14 protein-coding genes are annotated in these 19,742 nt (G+C 65.4%); 3 read left to right on the forward strand and 11 right to left on the reverse strand.

Annotation, left to right across the window (positions count from 1 at the left end):
* Positions 1–30 precede the first annotated feature (30 nt).
* Positions 31–1,551, forward strand: a complete 1,521-nt coding sequence (gene trpE / locus BCY78_RS13645) for an anthranilate synthase component I (RefSeq protein ID WP_225294206.1) — start codon at positions 31–33, stop codon at positions 1,549–1,551.
* Between the two features lie 203 nt (positions 1,552–1,754).
* On the opposite strand, the gene BCY78_RS13650 is transcribed toward trpE, so the two are convergent.
* From BCY78_RS13650 to BCY78_RS13690, 9 genes are all read right to left on the reverse strand, one after another.
* Positions 1,755–3,854 (reverse strand): ABC transporter ATP-binding protein, encoded by a 2,100-nt coding sequence (locus tag BCY78_RS13650; protein WP_068302795.1) that lies wholly within the window; start codon positions 3,852–3,854, stop codon positions 1,755–1,757.
* Between the two features lie 4 nt (positions 3,855–3,858).
* The gene (locus BCY78_RS13655; RefSeq protein WP_068302798.1) at positions 3,859–5,019 is read right to left on the reverse strand and encodes an ABC transporter permease; all 1,161 of its coding nucleotides are present in this window, start codon (positions 5,017–5,019) and stop codon (positions 3,859–3,861) included.
* A 12-nt stretch (positions 5,020–5,031) separates the two neighbouring features.
* Complete coding sequence (locus BCY78_RS13660; RefSeq protein WP_068302799.1) at positions 5,032–6,117, reverse strand: ABC transporter permease; 1,086 nt, start codon at positions 6,115–6,117, stop codon at positions 5,032–5,034.
* Positions 6,118–6,249: 132 nt separating this feature from the next.
* Positions 6,250–7,893 carry an ABC transporter substrate-binding protein gene (locus BCY78_RS13665; RefSeq protein ID WP_068302800.1) on the reverse strand — a complete coding sequence of 548 codons (1,644 nt, stop codon included), beginning with the start codon at positions 7,891–7,893 and terminating at the stop codon, positions 6,250–6,252.
* Positions 7,894–8,101: 208 nt separating this feature from the next.
* Positions 8,102–9,334 (reverse strand): mandelate racemase/muconate lactonizing enzyme family protein, encoded by a 1,233-nt coding sequence (locus BCY78_RS13670; protein WP_068302803.1) that lies wholly within the window; start codon positions 9,332–9,334, stop codon positions 8,102–8,104.
* A 13-nt stretch (positions 9,335–9,347) separates the two neighbouring features.
* Positions 9,348–10,433, reverse strand: coding sequence for a zinc-binding dehydrogenase (locus BCY78_RS13675; RefSeq protein WP_233499407.1), 1,086 nt, complete (start codon positions 10,431–10,433; stop codon positions 9,348–9,350).
* Positions 10,434–10,696: 263 nt separating this feature from the next.
* Entirely contained in the window at positions 10,697–13,246 is a 2,550-nt protein-coding gene (locus BCY78_RS13680; protein ID WP_068302807.1) for an FAD-dependent oxidoreductase, read from the reverse strand.
* Positions 13,243–14,013: a phosphate/phosphite/phosphonate ABC transporter substrate-binding protein gene (locus BCY78_RS13685; protein ID WP_068302809.1), complete on the reverse strand. Its 771-nt coding sequence runs from the start codon at positions 14,011–14,013 to the stop codon at positions 13,243–13,245. Before BCY78_RS13685 ends, BCY78_RS13680 begins: the two co-directional genes overlap by 4 nt.
* Positions 14,010–14,927 (reverse strand): fatty acid desaturase, encoded by a 918-nt coding sequence (locus tag BCY78_RS13690; RefSeq protein ID WP_068302813.1) that lies wholly within the window; start codon positions 14,925–14,927, stop codon positions 14,010–14,012. The genes BCY78_RS13685 and BCY78_RS13690 overlap by 4 nt, the downstream gene beginning before the upstream one ends.
* A gap of 139 nt (positions 14,928–15,066) precedes the next feature.
* Here BCY78_RS13690 and BCY78_RS13695 point away from each other — a divergent pair, with 139 nt between their 5' ends.
* Both BCY78_RS13695 and BCY78_RS13700 read left to right on the forward strand, forming a co-directional pair.
* Positions 15,067–15,903 (forward strand): helix-turn-helix domain-containing protein, encoded by an 837-nt coding sequence (locus BCY78_RS13695; protein WP_068302815.1) that lies wholly within the window; start codon positions 15,067–15,069, stop codon positions 15,901–15,903.
* A gap of 337 nt (positions 15,904–16,240) precedes the next feature.
* Complete coding sequence (locus BCY78_RS13700) at positions 16,241–17,800, forward strand: trimethylamine methyltransferase family protein (RefSeq protein WP_068302816.1); 1,560 nt, start codon at positions 16,241–16,243, stop codon at positions 17,798–17,800.
* Positions 17,801–17,804: 4 nt separating this feature from the next.
* Here BCY78_RS13700 and BCY78_RS13705 read toward each other — a convergent pair whose 3' ends face one another.
* Both BCY78_RS13705 and BCY78_RS13710 read right to left on the reverse strand, forming a co-directional pair.
* Positions 17,805–18,968 (reverse strand): GSCFA domain-containing protein, encoded by a 1,164-nt coding sequence (locus BCY78_RS13705; protein WP_068302817.1) that lies wholly within the window; start codon positions 18,966–18,968, stop codon positions 17,805–17,807.
* Complete coding sequence (locus tag BCY78_RS13710) at positions 18,952–19,704, reverse strand: hypothetical protein (protein ID WP_068302823.1); 753 nt, start codon at positions 19,702–19,704, stop codon at positions 18,952–18,954. Before BCY78_RS13710 ends, BCY78_RS13705 begins: the two co-directional genes overlap by 17 nt.
* Positions 19,705–19,742: the final 38 nt, after the last annotated feature.

Below are 19,742 nucleotides of genomic sequence, written 5' to 3' on the forward strand. Positions count from 1 at the left end.
CAAGGCCCCGGTACTGAAAGGTCCCGTCCCGTGTCGCAATCCGCTCTCCTGATCCCCTCGTTCGCCGAGTTTGAAGCCGGTTGGGCGCGCGGCGAGAACCAGGTCGTCTATGCGCGCCTCGCGGCCGATCTGGACACGCCGGTCTCGCTGATGCTGAAGATCGTCGGCAACCGGAAGGACAGCTTCATGCTGGAATCGGTGACCGGCGGCGAGGTGCGCGGGCGCTATTCGATCATCGGCACCAAGCCGGATCTGATCTGGCAATGCCGGGGCGGATCGAGCCGCGTGAACCGCGAGGCCCGCTTCGACGACGACGCCTTCGTCACGCTGGACCAGCATCCGCTGGACGCGCTGCGGGGCCTTCTGGCCGAAAGCCGGATCGACATGCCGGACGAGCTGCCCGCCGCGGCTGCTGGCCTGTTCGGCTACCTCGGCTATGACATGATCCGTCTGGTCGAGGATCTGCCGCAAAACAACCCCGACCCCCTCGATCTGCCGGACGCGGTGCTGACCCGTCCGTCGATCGTCGCGGTGCTGGATGGCGTGAAAGGCGAAGTCACCGTCGTGTCGCCCGCGTGGCATGCGACCGGCCTCTCGGCCCGCGCCGCCTATGCGCAGGCGGCCGAGCGAGTGATGGACGCGCTGCGCGACCTCGAACGTGAGGCGGTCGGTCATGGCCGCGCGCTGGGGGATATGGCGCAGGTCGGCGAGCAACGCTCGAACTTCACCAAGGACGGCTACATGGCCGCGGTGGAGAAGGCCAAGGAGTACATCCGCGCGGGCGACATCTTCCAGGTGGTCCCCTCGCAACGCTGGGCGCAGGATTTTCCCCTGCCGCCCTTCGCGCTTTACCGCTCGCTGCGGCGCACGAACCCCTCGCCGTTCATGCTGTATTTCGACCTCGGCGATTTCCACATCGTCGGCGCCTCGCCCGAGATCCTCGTCCGGCTGCGCGATGACGAGGTGACGATCCGCCCCATCGCCGGCACGCGCAAGCGTGGCGCCACGCCCGAGGAAGACAAGGCGCTGGAGCTGGACCTGCTGGCCGACAAGAAAGAGCTGGCCGAGCATCTGATGCTTCTGGACCTTGGCCGCAACGATGTGGGCCGGGTATCCAAGATCGGCACAGTGCACCCGACCGAGAAGTTCATCATCGAGCGCTACAGCCATGTGATGCACATCGTCTCGAACGTGGTCGGCGAGATCCGCGACGACGAAGACGCGCTCTCGGCCCTGCTGGCCGGCCTGCCGGCGGGCACGGTGTCGGGCGCGCCGAAGATCCGCGCCATGCAGATCATCGACGAGCTGGAGCCGGAGAAACGCGGCGTCTATGGCGGGGGCGTCGGCTATTTCGCGGCGAATGGGGAGATGGACTTCTGCATCGCGCTGCGCACGGCGGTGCTGAAGGACGGGGTGCTCTACATTCAGGCCGGGGGCGGTGTCGTCTACGACAGCTCGCCCGAAGGCGAATGGGAAGAATCGGTCAACAAGGCCAAGGCCCTGCGCGCTGCGGCTGAGGGCGCGGGTTTGTTCATGCGCGGCAACGGCTGAGTCCAGCCCTCACGGTGGACAAGAATTGGGGGGGTTTCCGCCCCCCCTTTGCTGCGCAAATTCACCCCCGAGGATATTTCTGGAGTAAAGATGCGGGGCGTGTGGGCAGGCGTCCGCCCCGTGTTTTCACCTTGTCGAAAATACTCTGCGGGAGGGTCCGGGAGGGTGCAAAACCCTCCCGGCGCTCGACACGGGCGGCGCGCTTATTCGGCGGCCGCGACCTTGAACACCGGCTCCATCGACGCCAGCAATTCGGCCGAGAGGTGGCACTTGAGCTGATGCCCGCCTTCCAGCTGAACCATCGGCGGCATCTCGGTCTCGCACAGGGATCCCGGCACCTGCGACTTCCAGCGGCAGCGCGTCTGGAAGGGGCAGCCCGGCGGCGGGTTCACGGCCGAGGGGATGTCGCCCTCCAGCACGATTCGCTTCTTCTCGATCGAGGTATCGGCGATCGGCACGGCCGAGAGCAGCGCCTCGGTATAGGGGTGATAGGGCGGCGCGAAGACCTGATCGGTGGTCCCGAGTTCCACCACATGGCCGAGATACATCACCAGCACGCGGTCCGAGAGATAGCGCACGATCGACAGGTCATGCGAGATGAACAGCAGCGTCGTGCGGTTCTTTCGCTGGATATCCATGAGCAGTTCCGTCACGGCGGCTTGCACCGACACGTCGAGCGCCGAGACCGGCTCGTCCGCGATCACCACCTTGGCGTTGCCGGCGAAGGCCCGTGCGATGCCGACCCGCTGCTTCTGCCCGCCTGAAAGCTGGCGCGGCATGCGCGTGGCGAATTCGCGCGGCAGCTTCACCAGATCGAGCAGTTCCAGCATGCGCTGCTGACGCTCAGCATCCGTTTCGCCCACGCCGAAGATCTCCAGCGCCCGCACGATCTGCCGGCCCACGGTCATCGACGGGTTCAGGGTGTCGAACGGATTCTGGAACACCATCTGCAGGGACGAGACGGTATCGGTGTTGCGCGACTGGATCGGGGTTGATTGCACGTTCTCGTCGAACAGCATGATCTGCCCGCCGGTCGCCGTCTCCAGCCCCATCAGCACCTTGGCGAAGGTCGACTTGCCGCATCCGGATTCGCCGACGATGGCCAGCGTCTCGCCCTCGCGCGCGTCGAAGCTGAGGGTCTCGTTGGCCTTCACCACCTTGGTCTCGCCGCCCTTGAACAGCGAAGAGGCCGCGACCTCGTAGTATTTCCGCACGTTCTCCATCGACAGAACGACATCGCCGATATGGCTGTCGTCATGCTGCTTGCCGGCTTTCAGCGGGGCATCCCAATTGACCTCGTCGAACTTGAGGCAGCGCGAGTCGTGGCGCGCGTCCCCTTCGACCGGCACCATCGGGATATCGCGCGCGTCGCAGCGCCCGCCCTCGAAATACTCGCAGCGCGGGCCAAAGTTGCAGCCCTTGGGGCGCTCATGCGGCAGAGGGAAGTTGCCCGGGATCGCCTGCAAAGGGCGCGAGGTCTTGTCCGCACCCGGCAGCGGGATCGAGCGGAACAGGGCCTGCGTATAGGGGTGGCGCATCTTGTCGAAGACATCCTTGATGCCGCCGGTTTCGACCGCCTCGCCCGAGTACATCACGGTGATGCGGTCACAGACCTCCATCACCAGCCCGAGATTGTGAGAGATGAACAGCATCGAGGTGCCGTATTTCTCAGCGAGGTCGTTGACCAGATCGACGATCCCCGCCTCGACCGTCACGTCGAGCGCGGTGGTCGGCTCGTCGAGGATCAGAAGCGCCGGCTTCGACATCAGCGCCATGGCGATGACGATGCGCTGCTGCTGCCCGCCCGAGAGCTGGTGCGGGTAGGAGTTGATGATCCGGTCCGGGTCCGGCAGGCGCACGTCCGCGACCAGCTGGCGCGCCAGTTTCAACGCGTCCGCCTTGGACATCCCCTCGTGGATCATCGGCACTTCGGCGAGCTGCTGGCCGATCTTCATTGCCGGATTCAGGGACGCCATCGGTTCCTGATAGATCATGGCGATCTGCGAGCCGCGCAAACCACGCAGCTCTTCGGCCGACATGGTCGTGAGGTCGCGGCCCTTGAACTTGATCGAGCCGCCGACGATCCGGCCGTTCACGCCAAGGTCGCGCATCACCGCCAGCGCCACGGTGGACTTGCCGCAGCCGGATTCGCCGACCAGACCCATGGCCTCGCCGGCCATGACCTTGCAGGAGAAATCCATCACCGCCGGGATCTCTCGCAGGCGGGTGAAGAAGCTGATGGACAGGTTCTCGATCTCGAGGATCGGTTGGTCCGGGGTCCAGTCTGTTGCCGTCTGGGTCATGGGATCAGTCCTTCAGGCTTTCTTCGCGCAGGCCGTCCGCCAGCAGGTTGAGACCCAGAACGAGGCTCATCAGCGAGAGGGCGGGCACGAGCGCGGGATGCGGATAGACGGTCAGCAAGCGGCGACCGGCGTTGATGGTCGAGCCCCAGTCCGGGCTCTCAGGGCTGACGCCGAGGCCGAAGAAGCCCAGCGTGCCCAGAAGGATCGTGGTGTAGCCGATGCGCAGGCAGAAATCGACGATCAGCGGACCCCGGGCGTTGGGCAGGATCTCCCAGAGCATGATGTACCAGGGCCCCTCGCCGCGGGTCTGGGCGGCGGCGACATAGTCGCGGGTCTTGATGTCCAGCGTGATGCCGCGGACGATCCGGAACACGGTGGGGGCGTTCACGAAGACCACCGCCACGAAGACGTTCAGGATGTTGGGCGACATCGACCACAGGCCCGAGGGATCGGCGTTGAACACAAGGCCCAGATAGGCCCAGGCGCCGACCAGCAGGACCACGCCGACATAGAGGTTGCGCTTGCCCGGCTGGGTGAAGAAGCGCGCGTTCAGAAGGACCGTGACGAAGAGGATCGGCACGATGAACAGCACGCCCGCCATCACGGTCGGGATGATCGTCTCCTGAATTTCCGGCGCAACCAGCAGGAAGAACAGCAAGATCACCGGGAAAGCCAGCACGAGGTTGGCGATGAAGGTCAGGCCCGTGTCCAGCTTGCCGCCAAAATAGCCGGCGGGCAGGCCCAGCGTGATGCCGATCATGAAGGAGATCATCGCCGCGAAGGGCGCGATCCGCAGCACCTCGCGGGCGCCCATGATCATCCGCGAGAACACGTCGCGGGCCAGCGCGTCGCCGCCGAACAGGTAGTAGGGATAAAGCTCGCCGGGGTCACGCAGCGGCGTGCCCGGGACGGCGTTGCGCATGCCCGAGACCTGGCTCAGGGCGTTATGGGTGACGATGAGGTCCGCGAACAGAGCCGCGAACAGCCAGAACATGACGATGCCGAAGCCGATCATGCCCACCGTGGAGTCGAAGAGCTTGCCATAGAGGCCCAGCTTTCGCTTGAAACGGATGGAGACGGCATAGGTCACCACCAACGCAACCCAGACCGGCAGCAATTGCTGCGCGACACGGGCGAGGATCTCGAACCAGCTCAAGGGGTCCATGGGCGGTTCTCCTTACGAAATCCGGATGCGGGGGTTGAGGTAGACATAGCCGATATCCGAGATCAGCTGCGTCACCAGAACCACCACCACGGCGACCACCGAGGACGCGAGGAGCAGTTCGATATCGTTGTTGATGGCGGCCTCGTAGAGAGTCCAGCCGAAGCCCGGGTAGCTGAACAGCACCTCGGTGATCACCACGCCGTTCAGAAGCCACGGGATCTGCAGCATGATGACGGTGAACGGCGCGATCAGCGCGTTGCGCAGCGCGTGTTGCAGCACGATCTTGGGGAAGCTCACGCCCTTCAGTCGCGCGGTGCGGATATATTGCTGGGTCATCACCTCGGTCATCGAGGCGCGGGTGATACGGGCGACATAGCCCATGCCGTAAAGCGCCACGGTCAGCACCGGCAGGGTGAAGTTCGACAGGGTGATGTCATCCATTGCCGAACGCGCATTGCCTTGGAACAGCACCCGTCCCTCGATCCAGCCCCATTCGGCCAGCAGGGGCGAGATGCCCACCGTGGACGAGGCCAGCAAAGCGATGAACAACACGCCCGAGACATATTCCGGCGTCGCGGTCGAGGCGATGGCGAAGGTCGACAGCGCCCGGTCGGTGCGTGAGCCCTCGCGCATGCCGGCCAGCACGCCGACGATCAGCGCCATCGGCACCATGACGATCAGCACCCAGAGCATCAGCACGCCGGTGGCGCCGAGACGCGCGCCCAGGAGCGAGTCGACCTCGCCCTGGAAGCGGGTGGAATAGCCCCATTCGCCTTGCAGCAGGCCGCAGCGGTCACCGGCGGCCTCGACGTCGTCATAGAGATCGACGCAACGGCCACGGACGACCTCGCCATTCTCTTCTCGCACCCAGCCGGGCAGGACGCCCAGCCATTCGCCGTATCGGGTCAGCAGTGGCCCCCCGTAACCATTCTCGACGATCCAGCTTTGGACCTCGGCGTCGGTCAATCGTCCCCCGGCCTGCGTCTTGGCCAGCGTGGTCAGCTTGGCCGGCATGTTGGTCAGGGCAAAGACGATGAAGGTAAGACAGAGGGCGGTGATCAGCATCAACCCGATGCGGCGGGCGAGGAACAGCAGCATGGCGTCTCCATTGGCTGCGGGCTAGGAAACAGGAAACCGGCCCGGACGCTGCATCACGCCGGGAGGGTGGTTTTCAGTATAGCCTGGGAGGGATGAAGGAAGGGCGCGCTTTCGCGCGCCCTGCCCCGTCTATCACGACTTCCAGTAATGCACGTAGTCGACCACGAAGGTCGGGTGCATTTCGGCGCCATGAACATTTTCGGCCGCGTTGCGGAACAGCGAACGCCAGTAGGGCTGAATGAGCACGCCCTCTTCCTGCATGATCTCTTCGAGACGCTGCATCACCTCGCGGCGCGCATCGGCATCGACGATACCATTGGCTTGATCGAGCAGCGTGTCGAACTCTTCGTTCGAGAACGCGGCTTCGTTCCACGGAACGCCCGACTTGTAGGCCAGGTTCATGATCTGGACGCCCAGCGGACGCATGTTCCACTCGGTGGCCGAGAACGGATACTTGGTCCAGTCGTTCCAGAAGGTCGCGCCCGGCAGGATCGTGCGCTTGATGTTGATGCCCGCGTCACGGATCTGCGCGGCCACGGCATCGCAGGTTTCCGACTGCCACGGCTCGTCGACCGAGATCAGCTCGAACTCGAAATCAGCGAGACCCGCTTCGGCGATCGCTGCGGCGGCAGCAGCACCATCTACGGTCAGCGCGGGCAGTTCCGCGTATTCCGGGTGGATCGGGCAGACATGGTGGTTCTCGGCGACGGTGCCGAGGTCGTTGTAGCCCAGCTCCAGCACGATGGCGTTCGACACGGCCATTTGCAGGGCCTTGCGCACGTCCTTGTTGTTGTAGGGCTCGCTGTCCTGGTTGAAGCGGACGGCGATGGTCGCGGCAGTGACCGCTTCCGAACGCGGGAAGCCGACGGCTTCGAAGATGTCGATGATGTCGCCCTGAGCCTGGTAGTTCAGGTCGATTTCACCGGCTTCGGCCGCCGCGATCCAGGCCGCCGGGTCGGTGCCGAGGTCGACGAATTCGATGCGGTCGAGATAGGCGCCGTTGCCTTCGTTCCACCAGGTGTGGTCGGCATTGCGCTCGACGACGGCGCCGATGCCGGGCTCGTAGCTGACCGGCAGGTAGGGGCCGGTACCGATCGGCTCGGCGATCACGTCGTCACCGTCGAAGGACGGGTGCAGGATGACCGAGGGATAGTCAGCCATCGACACGATCAGCGCGATGTCCGGGGTGTTGAGGTTCAGCACGATGGTGTGGTCGTCGACGATCTCCACGCCGCCTTCACGCAGCTGGCCATCCTCGACCAGCGCGCCCATACGGGTGGCCATCGAGTTGCCTTCCACGGTGGTGTCGCACCAGCGCGCGATGTTGTGGGCGACATCGGCGGCAGTGAAGGGATCGCCGTTGTTCCAGGTCACGCCCTGACGCAGATGCAGCGTGTAGCTGGTCGCATCGTCCGAGGCTTCCCAGCTTTCCATGAGCACCGGCTTCAGCGTGCCGTCGCGCTGGTAGTCAACGAGGTATTCCAGCCAGCCGCGGCAGGCGTTGGCATGCTCGGACCAGTCCCAGGTGCGCGGGTCGCGCTGTGCCTTGATGATCATCTGCATGCGCAGGGTGCCACCCATGACGGCTTCCTGCGCCTTGGCAGCGGGCGCGGCGGCACCGATCAGGCCGTAGGCGGCGGTGGCGGTCAGACCCAGCGCCGTGGCGCGGGTGAGGAACTCACGGCGGCTCAGTTTGCCTTCGGTATGCTCGCGGGCATACATCGCTGCGGCAGGATGAACCCGCTGCTGGGCGTCCGTGTGAAGAGTATCTTTCATTGAGAAGCTCCCTGATTAACTCGGTATTCTGACGCAGATTTTCCGCGTCGTCCGATTGATGTCATGCGGCCCCAAGGACAGCCTTGTCGCCGCTCTAAATACGACCCGAACCTATCCAAACGCGACGAGTCCCAAGATACAACCCGTTTTTCGCACTTGACTGAAAAGTCAGGTTTTGTTCCGACCACCCCTTCAGGCGGACGTAACGTCAGTCTCGCGGGGCGCCGCCCTGGAAGGCATTGGCCGCGGAATAGTCGCACGGGGCTTCCTGCATCTGCAGATGCAGCCCGGTGTCGGCATAAGGATGAGCGCGCGCGAGCGCCTCGTCGAAATCGATGCCCAGCCCCGGTGCGGTGGGCACCGGGATATGGCCGTCCTCTACCTGAAGGCTGTGACGGATCAGCGGCAGGTGGAATTCACCGCCCATCTGGATCGTCTCCACCAACAGCAGGTTCGGCAGCGTCGCGCCCAGCTGGACATTGGCCGCCCATTCGACCGGCCCGGCATAGAGATGGGGGGCGACCTGCGCGCCGAAGGCCTCGGCCATGGCGGCGATCTTCTTCGTTTCGAGGATCCCGCCCGAACGCCCCAGCGCCGGCTGCAGGATCGAGGCCCCGCCGGACCGCAGCAACGTGCCGAACTCGGCCTTCGTCGTCATCCGCTCGCCGGTGGCCAGCGGGATGCGCACCGCCTGCGCCACCTGCGCGAAGTCGAGGAGGTTGTCGGGCGGGATCGGCTCTTCGTACCAGAGCGGGCTGTAGGGCTCCAAGGCCTGCCCCAGCCGGATCGCGCCCGAGGGGGTGAACTGCCCATGCGTGCCGAACAACAGGTCCGCGCGGTTGCCGACCGCCTTGCGGATCGCCGCGCACATGCGCACCGAAAGGTCGATGTCCCACAAGGCCGGCTGGTGCCCGCCATGGATCGTATAGGGCCCGGCGGGGTCGAACTTCACCGCCGTGAAGCCGAGGTTCACCGCATCGAGCGCGGCCTCGGCCTGCATCTCGGGGGAGGACCAGAACTCCTTCGGGTCCATTCCCGGCAGCGGATAGAGGTAAGTGTAGGCCCGCAGGCGCTGGTTGATCCGCCCGCCGATCAGCGCATGCACCGGCCGCTCCAGCGCCTTGCCGATCAGATCCCAGCAGGCGATCTCCAGCCCCGAGAAGGCGCCCATCACCGTCAGGTCCGGCCGCTGCGTAAAGCCCGCGGAATAGGCCCGGCGGAACATCAGCTCGATGTTCGAGGGGTCCTCGCCCGCCATGTGGCGCTCGAAGACATCCTCGATCACCGCGACCATGGCCTTGGGCCCGACCGAGGCCGCATAGACCTCGCCGTATCCCGAGATCCCGTTATCCGCCGTAAGCTTCACGATGAGCCAGTAGCGGCCGCCCCAGCCGGGCGGAGGCGTTCCAATAACGAAGACCTCGAGATCTTTGAGTTTCAAGCAGAATTCTCCATCAGTCGGATTTGTCCATGAGGATCACATTGCGCCGGACATGGCCCTTGCGGCTCTCGGCAATGGCCTCGTTGATCTGGTCGAACCGGTAGCGCGCGGTGACCAGCTCCTCGAGCTTCAGCCGCCCCTGCCGCCACATCTCGACGAGATAAGGAATGTCGCGCTGCACCACGGTCGCGCCCATGAAGCTGCCCTTCAGGGTCTGGGCGGTGGCGGCGACGATCACCGGCTCCACCTCCATCTTCGCGCCCGAGGGCGGCATGCCGACCATGACCACCTGCCCGCCCTTGCAGGCAAAGGACGGCGCTTGGGAATAGGCCGCGATGGCGCCGACGGCGACCATGACATGGTCCGCGCCGCCCTGGGTCAGTCCCATGATGATCTTGCGCAGGCCCTTCACATCGGCCTTCAACACATCGGTCGCACCGAACTCCGTGGCCGCTTCCAGCTTCTCGTCCGCCAGATCGACTGCGATGATCTTCGAGGCCCCGGCCAGCCGCGCGCCCTGAATGGCGTTCAGGCCCACCCCGCCCGCGCCGATCACCACGACCGAGTCGCCCGCCTTCACACCCGCCGTGTTTATCACCGCGCCCGTGCCCGTGATCACCCCGCATGCCAGCAAGGCGCCGAGCTCCATCGGCAGATCGTCCGGCACCTTGGCGACCTGGCTTGCGTGCACCACGCATTCCTCGGCAAAGGCGCCGGTCGCGAGGCCATGCTCCACCACCGTGCCATCGGGCAGCGACAGCACCCCGTTCGAGCGGTTGTAGGGCGCGCCACATAGGAAGGGCTTGCCGGTCCGGCAAGCGCGGCATTGGCCGCAGGAACGGATCATCGACACGACGACCGCATCGCCCACCGCCAGCCCCTGCACACCCTCGCCCAAGGCCAGAATCCGCCCAGCGGCCTCATGGCCATAGACCGCCGGCAGCTGGCTGTGCCAAAGCCCGTCGAGATAACCGATGTCGGAATGGCAGATGGCGACCGCCTCGATCCCGACCCGGACCTCGCCCGGTTGCGGATCGCGCAGCACGACCTCCTCAAAGGTCAGGTTTTCGCCAAAGGCGCGGCAGACAGCGGCTTTCATTCTCATTCCTCCCTGAGTGTGGCTCTCAGTGAGCATGCGGCAAGGCGTCGGGGCAAGTCTGACCCCACGGCCCAAGCCGAAGTTTCACAAGGAAGAATTTGCGCCCATGCTGTCATCGTGTCGCGCTGTCACCTCCGCCCGCGCCGTCCCGCATCATCTTTACTCCCGAAATATCCTCGGGAGGGTGCGGGAGGGCGAAGCGCCTCCCGCCGCGGCGTCGAGCGGCCCCCCTTGCGGGGGCCCGAGACGCCGCGCCCCTGTTCTTACATCCGCATCCGCGAGCCGTCGGGATCGAAGGGCGGATCGATGGCGATGGTCGCGGCGCGACGCTCGCCCATGATCTCGACCTCGAAGAGGCCCCCTTCCCCGCGCTCGGCCAAAGCCGCCGGCAGATAGCCCTGCGCCATCGATTTCTCGACGTAATGCGCATAGCCGCCCGAGGTGACCCAGCCGACAACCCGCCAATCGCCATCACGCGCGACATCGGCCTTGGCCATCTCCTGCCCCTGCGCGTCAAAGCGCGGCGCGCCATAGCCATGCGGCTCCTCGATGGTGCCATAGTCGGTGTCGCCGACCTTGGCCCAGATCGGCTCGTCGCCCATGACATCCGCGGTGCCCGCGTCGATCATCAGCGAGACCCGGCGCAGGTGCGGCCCCTCGTCACGCTCCTTCACCGCGGCTTCACGCCCGATGAAATCAGGCTTCTGCAGCTTGATGAAGCGGTCCATGGCACCCTCGAACGGGCCGTAGATCGGGCGCAGTTCGGCGAACCAGGTGGGGAAGTTCTTCTCCAGACGCATCGACAGCAGCGCGCGCATGCCGAAATCGACGATGCCGAACTCGGCGCCCGCTTCCTTGATCGCGCTGTAGACGCGACGCTGGGCAGCGGGCTTCATCCAGATCTCGTAGCCCAGATCGCCGGAATAGGTGATCCGGTTGATCATGCAGGGCGCGCCGGCCACGTCCATCTCGCGGAAGTCCATGAAGCGGAAGCCGGTTTTGGAGACATCCACATCCACCAGCTTCGCCAGCACATCGCGCGATTTCGGACCGCAGATCGACAGGCCCACGAGGTCCATATGGAACCGCTTGATCGCGACCGAGCCGTCCTTGGGCAGATGCTGCTCGAACCAGCGCATGTGATACTTGGAAGCGCCCAGCGAGCCCCAGATCATGAACCGACCCTCGGCCGCCTTGGCGATGGTGAAGTCGCCTATCAGCTTGCCGTTGTCGTTCAGCATCGGCGTCAGCACGATGCGCCCGACCTTGGGCATGGTGTTGGTCATCAGATGGTCGAGCCAGGCTTCGGCGCCCGCACCGGTCACTTCGTATTTGGCGAAGTTAGCGATCTCGGTGACGCCGACGCTCTCGCGCGTGGCCTTCACCTCGCGCTTGATATGCTCGAAATCGTTCGAGCGGTGGAAGGACGGGATATCATGCGCCTCTTCCGCCGAGGGGGCGAACCACAGCGGCGTCTCGAGGCCCCAGCTGTCGCCCATCACCGCGTGGTTGTCGCGCACCATCACGTCATAGAGCGGCGTCGTCTCGGCCGGACGGGCGGCGGGCAGTTCCTCGTTCGGGAAGCGGATCGAGAAGCGGCGGGAATAGTTCTCGCGCACCTTGGCGTTGGTGTAGCGCAGGGTCGCCCATTCGCCGAAGCGCGAGACATCCATGCCGAACACGTCGTGGCCGGGATCGCCCTGCGTCATCCAGTTTGCCAGCACGAGGCCCACGCCGCCGCCCTGGCTGAAGCCCGCCATGACCGCGCAGGCCGACCAATAGTTGGTCAGGCCCTGCACCGGACCGACCAGCGGGTTGCCATCGGGCGCGAAGGTGAAGGGGCCGTTGATGATCTGCTTGATGCCGGCCTTCTCGACCGCCGGGTAATGCTTGAAGCCGATCTCCAGCGAGGGCGCGATACGGTCGATATCGGGCTGCAGCAGTTCATGGCCGAAGTCCCAGGGCGTGTTGACCGGGCTCCACGGCACACAGGCGCGCTCATAGGTGCCCAGCAGGATGCCTTGGCGTTCCTGACGGGTGTAGATCTCGCCCTTGAAGTCCATGACGCCGATCAGTTCGCGGCCCGTGGACTGATTGAACTCGATGACTTCCGGCATGTCGTCGGTGAGCAGATACATATGCTCCATCGCCAGCACCGGCAGCTCGAGGCCGACCATCCGGCCCACCTCGCGCGCCCAGAGGCCACCGGCATTGACCACATGCTCGCAGCGGATGGCGCCGTTGACGGTGTGCAGGTTCCACATGCCGTCCGGGTCCTGCGTGATCTCCTTGACGGGGTTGCGCAGCTCGATCTCGGCGCCCAGCACGCGAGCGGCCTTGGCATAGGCATGCGTGGTGCCCGAGGGGTCGAGATGCCCTTCGACCGGGTCCCAGAGGGCGCCGACGAAGTTGGTCTCGTCCATCAGCGGGAACATCGCCTTGGCCTCGGTCGGGGTGATGAGTTCTGTCTCCATCCCCAGCGCGCGGCCACGCGCCTGCACCATGCGCAGGAAGTTCATCCGCTCGGGGCTGTCGGCCATCATCACGCCGCCGGTGAGGTGCAGACCGCAGCTCTGGCCCGAGATCTTCTCGAGTTCCTCATAGAGCGAGACGGTATAGGCCTGCAGCTTCGCCACATTCGGGTCGCCGTTCAGCGTGTGGAAGCCGCCCGCCGCGTGCCAGCTCGACCCCGAGGTCAGTTCCGAGCGCTCGATCAGCAGCACGTCCTTCCAGCCGGCCTTCGCCAGGTGGAACAGCACCGAACAGCCTACCACGCCCCCGCCGATCACCACGGCCCGATAAGTTCTGGTCATTTCACGTCTCCGTCGGGTGCCGGCAGGCAACCCATTGCAAGTAGGGTGGTTTTCATTGCTTCAGCGATAGCGGGATCGGTCGCGCGCGAGGTGACATAGGCGATGCCCTTGCGCTCGCCCGTCCAGCCGATGACCATGAGTTGCGAGGCCGCCTCGGGCTCGAAGCGCTGCGCCAGCGCCCAGGAGCGGCAGTCGATCACGGCAAGATCCGCATCGCCCGCCGCGACCATTTTCACCGAGTTCCGATGCCCGCCGGATTCGACGCCCGAGCCCGCGAGGCTCAGCGGGTCCGCGCCCAGATCGGCCATCAGCCCGCGGTAGCCCGACATGGATTCCGTGTCGTTGTAGGCAAAGCGACGGCCCTTCAGCACGCCCTCGGGGATCTCGGCCTTGGGGCCCTTGGGAAGCCCCACCTCCGGAGCGATGCCGGAATCGCGCCGCGCCACCATGGCCGAGCGGTAATAGATGTCCCGCCCGCCCGGATAGGCGCCGTAATCGGGCTGCGCGATGGGCAGCAGGTAGTCGATCATGCCGACATCCAGCGGCCCCCAGCAGCATTGGCCGAAGATCAGCGCCGGATCGCGCCAATGGTCGTTGAGGAAGCCGGGCCGATCATCGGGACGGGTCAGGCCTTCGGGCAGCTCGATCCCCGGGATAGCGGCGCGGAAGGCATCGCGGAAACGGGCGTAGTCGGCGTCAGTCTCGGCATGGACGTCGGGCCAGTCATACATCGGGAGACTGGCTTTGGGGGTCGTGTCGGTCGTCATACGGCGCCGACACCGGCTTGCGGCTCTTGATGCAAGGCCGGATGGATGACGGGTTCTTTCATGGTCACTCCCCAAAGGCGCCAGAGCGCCCAGTAGTTCGGAAAAACATAGCCACCGTTCATCGCCTGCCATTCGGCCCGGCGTTCACGGTAAAGGCGCGGCAGTTCATACCAGGGCGCCGAGGGCTGCTTGTGATGCACGATATGCAGGTTGTTGTAGAGAAAGAGCCAGGCCAGCGGGCTGCGCTCGACGATGATCGTCCGGCCCGAGGGGGTCTCATGCCAACGGTGTTCCGCGAAGGTGCGGATGCCGATCAGCGAGAGGCCGGGCCAGCAGACGCCGAGGACATAGAGCCACAGCGGGATGCCCATCGCCCAGACCAGCGCCAGGACCACGGCCATGGCCGGCAGATGGATCGCCCAGGCCAGCCGCACGCCGCGCTCGTTGGCAATGGCCTGCCGCGCCTCGTCTATGAAGAAGCCGCCGGCCACCAGCCAGGGCCCGAGGATCACCCGGCCCAGCAGCGTGTTGTTCAGCGTCAAAAGCGTGCGGAACCAGCCCGGCAGGCGCTCATATTGCCAGCGCGCGCGGTAATAGCTCTCGGGATCGTCGAAAGGATCCGTCAGCCGTTCGTCATGGTGATGTGCCAGATGCGTGGCCTTGTAGCGCCGGTAGGGATAGGCCAACGACAGCGGCAGCGTGACCAGAGCCTCGTTCAGCAGCCGGTAGCGCGTCGGATGCCCGTGCAGGCATTCATGCACCAGCGAGGAATGCAGCCCGGCCAGCACCGCCATGATCGCCAACGCCAAAAGGGGCAGCGAGGGGTACAGCCAGAAGCCGGCAAACAGCCAGCCCCCGTAGCACAGACCGATCAGACCCAAAGTGGGCCACTCCAGACGCAGGGGCGCGCGCATTCCGACTCCTTGTTGACAGTGATGTCCAGTGTGGCCGAAACGCGAAATCGGGCAAGGCGCGTTTAAGCGTCACTTGCGGCCCGGATTGACGTTTTCCGTGAACGGTGTTTACTGAAGTCAGCATATCAGGAGACCAATCATGGGCAAACGCGAGACGGCGGCGCTGTTCCGTCAAAGGCTTGCGCAGGTGCAGACGCAGTCCGGCCTGTCGCAAACCGCCTTCGCGTCGATGATCGGCATCGACCGCTCGGCGCTGTCGCAGCTGACCTCGGGCCAGAACCCGCGCTTGCCCCGCGCCGAAACCTTGTTGGCGCTGGCGGCACGGTTCCAGGTCTCCTCGGACTGGCTGCTGGGGCTGACGGATGAGCGCGGCCAGACGGCGCAGGTTCTGAACGCCGTCGAGACCGAGCAGGCCCTCGACGAGGAGAACCGCACGGCGATGGAGCGCTGGCATCACGAGGCCACCGGCCAGAAGGTGCGCTATGTCCCGGCCTGGCTGCCGGACCTGATGCGCACCCCCGCCGTCATCGCCTTCCAGGCTGCGTCCAATGAACAGGAACGCCGCCGCCTGCAGCGCCAGACCGACCGCCGGCTCACCGTCTCGCGCATGCCTGAAAGCGATATCGAGATGTGCATGCCTTTGCAAACGCTGGAACTTTTCGCCGAGGGCGCGGGCAATTGGCAGGGCCTCGACGCCGACGCGCGACGAGAGCAACTGGCGCATATCGCCGCCACAATGGACGAGCTCTACCCCGCCTTCCGCATGTATCTCTTCGACGGCCGCAAGCGCTTCGCCCCGCCGATGACGATCTTCGGCTACCTCCGCGCCGCGGTCTATACCGGCGACACCTATCTGCTGATCCGCGCGAAATCGCTGGTGCGCGACCTTGCGCAGGGTTTCGACAGCCATATCCGCCACGCCGAGATCCATGCCCATGAAGCGGCAAGCTGGGTCCGGACCCTGCGCGTGCGGTAGGCGTCGCCGGGGGCTGTCTGCCCCCCTCGCCCTTCGGGCTCACCCCCCGAGGATATTTCTGGAGCAAAGATGCGCGATTTGACTCAAATCGTCCGGACCGCGCCGCGCGCCCCTCGTCTTTACTCTCCAAATATCCTGCGGGAGGGTCCGGGAGGGTGCAAAACCCTCCCGCGCCCGGGCCGCAGGACCGGGCCGGGCGCGAGGGGGCTCGATGCCCCCGAGCGCCCGCCCACCGCCAATCCTATGCTTCGTCCCGTCACCGACGTGCCGACTTCACTCCGCTTGCCGCGGCGCCGCGGGCGGTCTTACGCTCCGGCCAAAGACGACGGAGACGATCATGGGTGACGAAAGCGCGGTGCGCCGCAAACGCAGTGGTGGACGGGGCGCGAATACGCGTCGGGCAAGCGGGTTCCAGATGGACCAGATGCCGTGGCGCATTCCGCATAATCCCGACCGGCCGACCGAGCCCGTTGACCATGAGGGCGTGCTGGCGATCCACAAGGGCGCCATGCGGATCCTCTCCGAGATCGGCATCGAGTTCCTGAACCCCGAGGCGCTGGAGATCTTCAAACAGGCCGGATGCCGGGTCAGCGGCGAAAATGTCCGCATGGACGAGGATTTCGTGATGGAGATGGTGCGACGGGCACCGGCCTCGTTCACCATCACACCGCGGAACCCTGAGCGGCAGGTGACCATCGGCGACGGCCACATGGTCTTCGTCAACGTCTCGTCGCCGCCCAACTCGTGGGACATCGTGCGCGGCAAGCAATCCGGCGATTTCGCGACCTTCCGCGAATTCATGATGTTGACGCAGTATTTCAACTGCATCCATGTCGCCGGCGGCTATCCGGTTGAGCCGATCGACATCCACCCCTCGGTCCGCCACCTCGATTGCCTCTACGAGAAGCTGACCCTCACCGACAAGGTCTGCCATGCCTATTCGCTGGGCAAGGAACGGGTCGAGGACGTCATGGAGATGGTGCGCATCGCAGGCGGCCTGAGCCATGCGGAATTCGACGCCTCGCCGCGGATGTATACCAACATCAACTCGGTGAGCCCGCTGAAGCATGACTTCCCGATGATTGATGGCGCGCTCAGGCTCGCCCGGCGCCGCCAGCCGGTGGTAGTCACGCCCTTCACGCTGGCGGGGGCGATGGCGCCGGTGACCATGTCGGGCGCGGTGGCGTTGTCCATCGCCGAGGGTCTCGCCGCCATTGCGCTGGTGCAATACGTCTCGCCTGGCTGCCCGGTGGCCATCGGCACCTTCACCTCGAACGTGGACATGCGCTCGGGCGCGCCGGCTTTCGGCACGCCGGAATATATGCGGGCGACGCAGATGACCGGGCAACTGGCGCGCTTCTATGGCCTGCCGATGCGCTCGTCGGGTGTCTGCACCGCGAACGTGCCGGACGGTCAGGCGATGTGGGAGACCTCGAACTCGCTTTGGGCCGCGGTCCAGTCCGGGTCCAACCTCGTCTACCACGCGGCTGGCTGGCTGGAGGGCGGGCTCATCGCCAGCCCTGAGAAATTCGTCATGGACTGCGAGGTCCTGCAGATGATCCAGCGCTATTTCGAGACCTCGATCACCGCGACAGACCCCGATGCCATCGCCTTTGACGCGGTCAAGGAGGTCGGCGCGGGCGGGCATTATTTCGGCTGCCAGCACACGCAGGAGCGCTACCAGACCGCCTTCTACAACCCGATCGCCTCGGATTGGCGCAACTTTGAGGCCTGGGCGCAGGATGGCGCAGTCGAAAGCCCCGAGCGCGCGCATCGCATCTACCGCGGCATCGTCGAGAATTTCGAAGCCCCGGCGATGGACGAGGCGATTCGCGAGGAGCTTCAGGCCTTCGTCGCCCGCCGCAAGGAAGAAGGCGGCGCGCCGACCGACTTCTGAGCGCTCAATCCTTTGCTTTCGGGGCGAAGGAGTTCAGCAATTCCTCGTCGCATTTCACATCCTCGTCGTCCGTCAGGTCGGCGGGGATGTTGGCTTTGGGCGGCATAGTGCCGGGGGCCATGCGCGGTTTCGGGGCCGGTGCCGCCATGCCCGGCGCCATGCGGGGCTTCAATCCCGTCTGGACCGGTGCGGGCTCGGACGGGGCCGCAGGTGCCGCCAGTGGCGAGGGATGTTCGGACAGGAAGTGCGACATGACATAGGCCACACCCTCGGGCGAGACCTCACGCATGCCCTCCTTGTAGAACGACCCGCGTGAGGCGGGCCCGGTCACCATGTCGTAGGACGGGAAATAGTCGATGAAATCGTGGCTGTCGTAGAGTTCTCCGGCGACGGCGCGCAGGACGGATTTGGTATAGACCGTGGCGACCGAGACCTGCTGCGCCGTGGCCGTCGCCATCATCGAGACAGGCGAGACGGTGAGCAGCACCTCAAGGCGCGGATTGATCGCCCGCACCCGGGTGAGGAAAGCCTCCATATCCGCCCGCACCTCGGCCGAGCTGAGGTTTCGCAGGCTGTGCAGGGCCGGGTCGAAGGTGCCGCCGGCCGTGCCGGGACACAGCGGGAAGCAAGACCCGTCCCGCTTGGACAGCCACGCCTCGGTCAGGCCCATGGTGAAGACGAGGACATCGGCCTTAGTCAGAACCTCGGCCACGCGGTCGAGGTGATCGCGCCGCAGCGCCCGCAGCTCGGCCACGCTGCCGAAAGGCTCGGGCTCGATCGTCGGGCGGAAGGGATCGACGACACCGCCGTCCTTCTCCCAATGGTCCTCGATAGGGTCGAACGCCCCGGTCGCCCGGTCAAACAACTGCACCAGCTGGCGCGAAGTGTAGATGTTGCCGTAGCGCGCCGAATACATCGAATAGCCCCAGTCCAGATGCTGGTCCTCGGGCAGGTCGACGGGGGCGGGTTCGGCGTCGAGATACTGGAACCCCGCGCGCCGCAACTGCCGCCCGAGCTGCTGGGCGAAGCAGCTGCCGGCCGTGGCGATGGTCTTCCCTTCAAGGCTGAAGCGGCGGCGGTACCAGTTGCCGATCTCATCGGGCGCGCGGTCACCGATGGCGCGCCGCCAGAAAGCGTGATCGGGCTGTGAATTATAGGGATGCGACATGAGTATCCTTGGCGCTCGATGCGATCTGGCGCAGCAGAGGCACGCAGGCCTCAAGCATCAACGCGCCAAAGGCGGCATTGCCGTGATGGCTGTCGGACGGGTCTTCATGGGCATGGACGTCGGCGGTGAAGCCATCTGCATCCAGCATCTCCGCCGGTTGGTTGACAATGGCCAGCCCCGCGGCGCCGATGGCATCGCGCTGTAGCTGCCGGATGGCGGACTGGAGGGCGACGACTGCCTCGGCCCCGGCGTGACGCACATAGCGATAGGCCCGGAAGGCGGCGGGCGGCTCAATGACGAAGACCGGGATCCCCTGCCCCGCCAGAAACTCCGCCAGACGCAGGGCCGGAGCCATATCCTGCGCAACCAGCAACCGAAGCATCGCCGCAGAGATAAGAGGGCCTGTGTTCGATTGCACGACAGGCAAGCCCGCGACAGTACTGCCCTGTTGCAGCAAACCGCGCATCACGCGCCCGGACCATAGCGGCATCGACAACCCGATTGCATCCGGGTGAGGATTCGGTGGCAAGACGGGAATGCGGCGCCGATAGATCGGGTCGGTCAGGACCGCGACGTCCCCCTCTTGGGTCCAGAATGCCGTATGCATCCGCGCCCCGGAGCCGAGGGGATGGATGTCGAAGTGGATCCCCTCGGGCAGCCGATCATCGTCGACCAGTCGCTCATGCCCCCGATTGAGGGCACCGGTGTGGGAATCGCCGACGATGAGAACGCGCATGTGGTCTCCCGCTATGCCACCTGCCAGATTGCCCTGCG

It is taken from the genome of Pararhodobacter sp. CCB-MM2, assembly GCF_001691415.1.
GTDB lineage: Bacteria > Pseudomonadota > Alphaproteobacteria > Rhodobacterales > Rhodobacteraceae > Pararhodobacter.

What these genes read in the sequence shown, in the direction of transcription:
- BCY78_RS13650 (WP_068302795.1), bottom strand. Translation starts at nt 3,854, where the DNA reads ATGACCCAGACGGCAACAGACTGGACCCCGGACCAACCGATCCTCGAG.
- BCY78_RS13655 (WP_068302798.1), bottom strand. Translation starts at nt 5,019, where the DNA reads ATGGACCCCTTGAGCTGGTTCGAGATCCTCGCCCGTGTCGCGCAGCAA.
- BCY78_RS13660 (WP_068302799.1), bottom strand. Translation starts at nt 6,117, where the DNA reads ATGCTGCTGTTCCTCGCCCGCCGCATCGGGTTGATGCTGATCACCGCC.
- BCY78_RS13665 (WP_068302800.1), bottom strand. Translation starts at nt 7,893, where the DNA reads ATGAAAGATACTCTTCACACGGACGCCCAGCAGCGGGTTCATCCTGCC.
- BCY78_RS13675 (WP_233499407.1), bottom strand. Translation starts at nt 10,433, where the DNA reads ATGAAAGCCGCTGTCTGCCGCGCCTTTGGCGAAAACCTGACCTTTGAG.
- BCY78_RS13680 (WP_068302807.1), bottom strand. Translation starts at nt 13,246, where the DNA reads ATGACCAGAACTTATCGGGCCGTGGTGATCGGCGGGGGCGTGGTAGGC.
- BCY78_RS13685 (WP_068302809.1), bottom strand. Translation starts at nt 14,013, where the DNA reads ATGACGACCGACACGACCCCCAAAGCCAGTCTCCCGATGTATGACTGG.
- BCY78_RS13690 (WP_068302813.1), bottom strand. Translation starts at nt 14,927, where the DNA reads ATGCGCGCGCCCCTGCGTCTGGAGTGGCCCACTTTGGGTCTGATCGGT.
- BCY78_RS13695 (WP_068302815.1), top strand. Translation starts at nt 15,067, where the DNA reads ATGGGCAAACGCGAGACGGCGGCGCTGTTCCGTCAAAGGCTTGCGCAG.
- BCY78_RS13700 (WP_068302816.1), top strand. Translation starts at nt 16,241, where the DNA reads ATGGGTGACGAAAGCGCGGTGCGCCGCAAACGCAGTGGTGGACGGGGC.
- BCY78_RS13705 (WP_068302817.1), bottom strand. Translation starts at nt 18,968, where the DNA reads ATGTCGCATCCCTATAATTCACAGCCCGATCACGCTTTCTGGCGGCGC.
- BCY78_RS13710 (WP_068302823.1), bottom strand. Translation starts at nt 19,704, where the DNA reads ATGCGCGTTCTCATCGTCGGCGATTCCCACACCGGTGCCCTCAATCGG.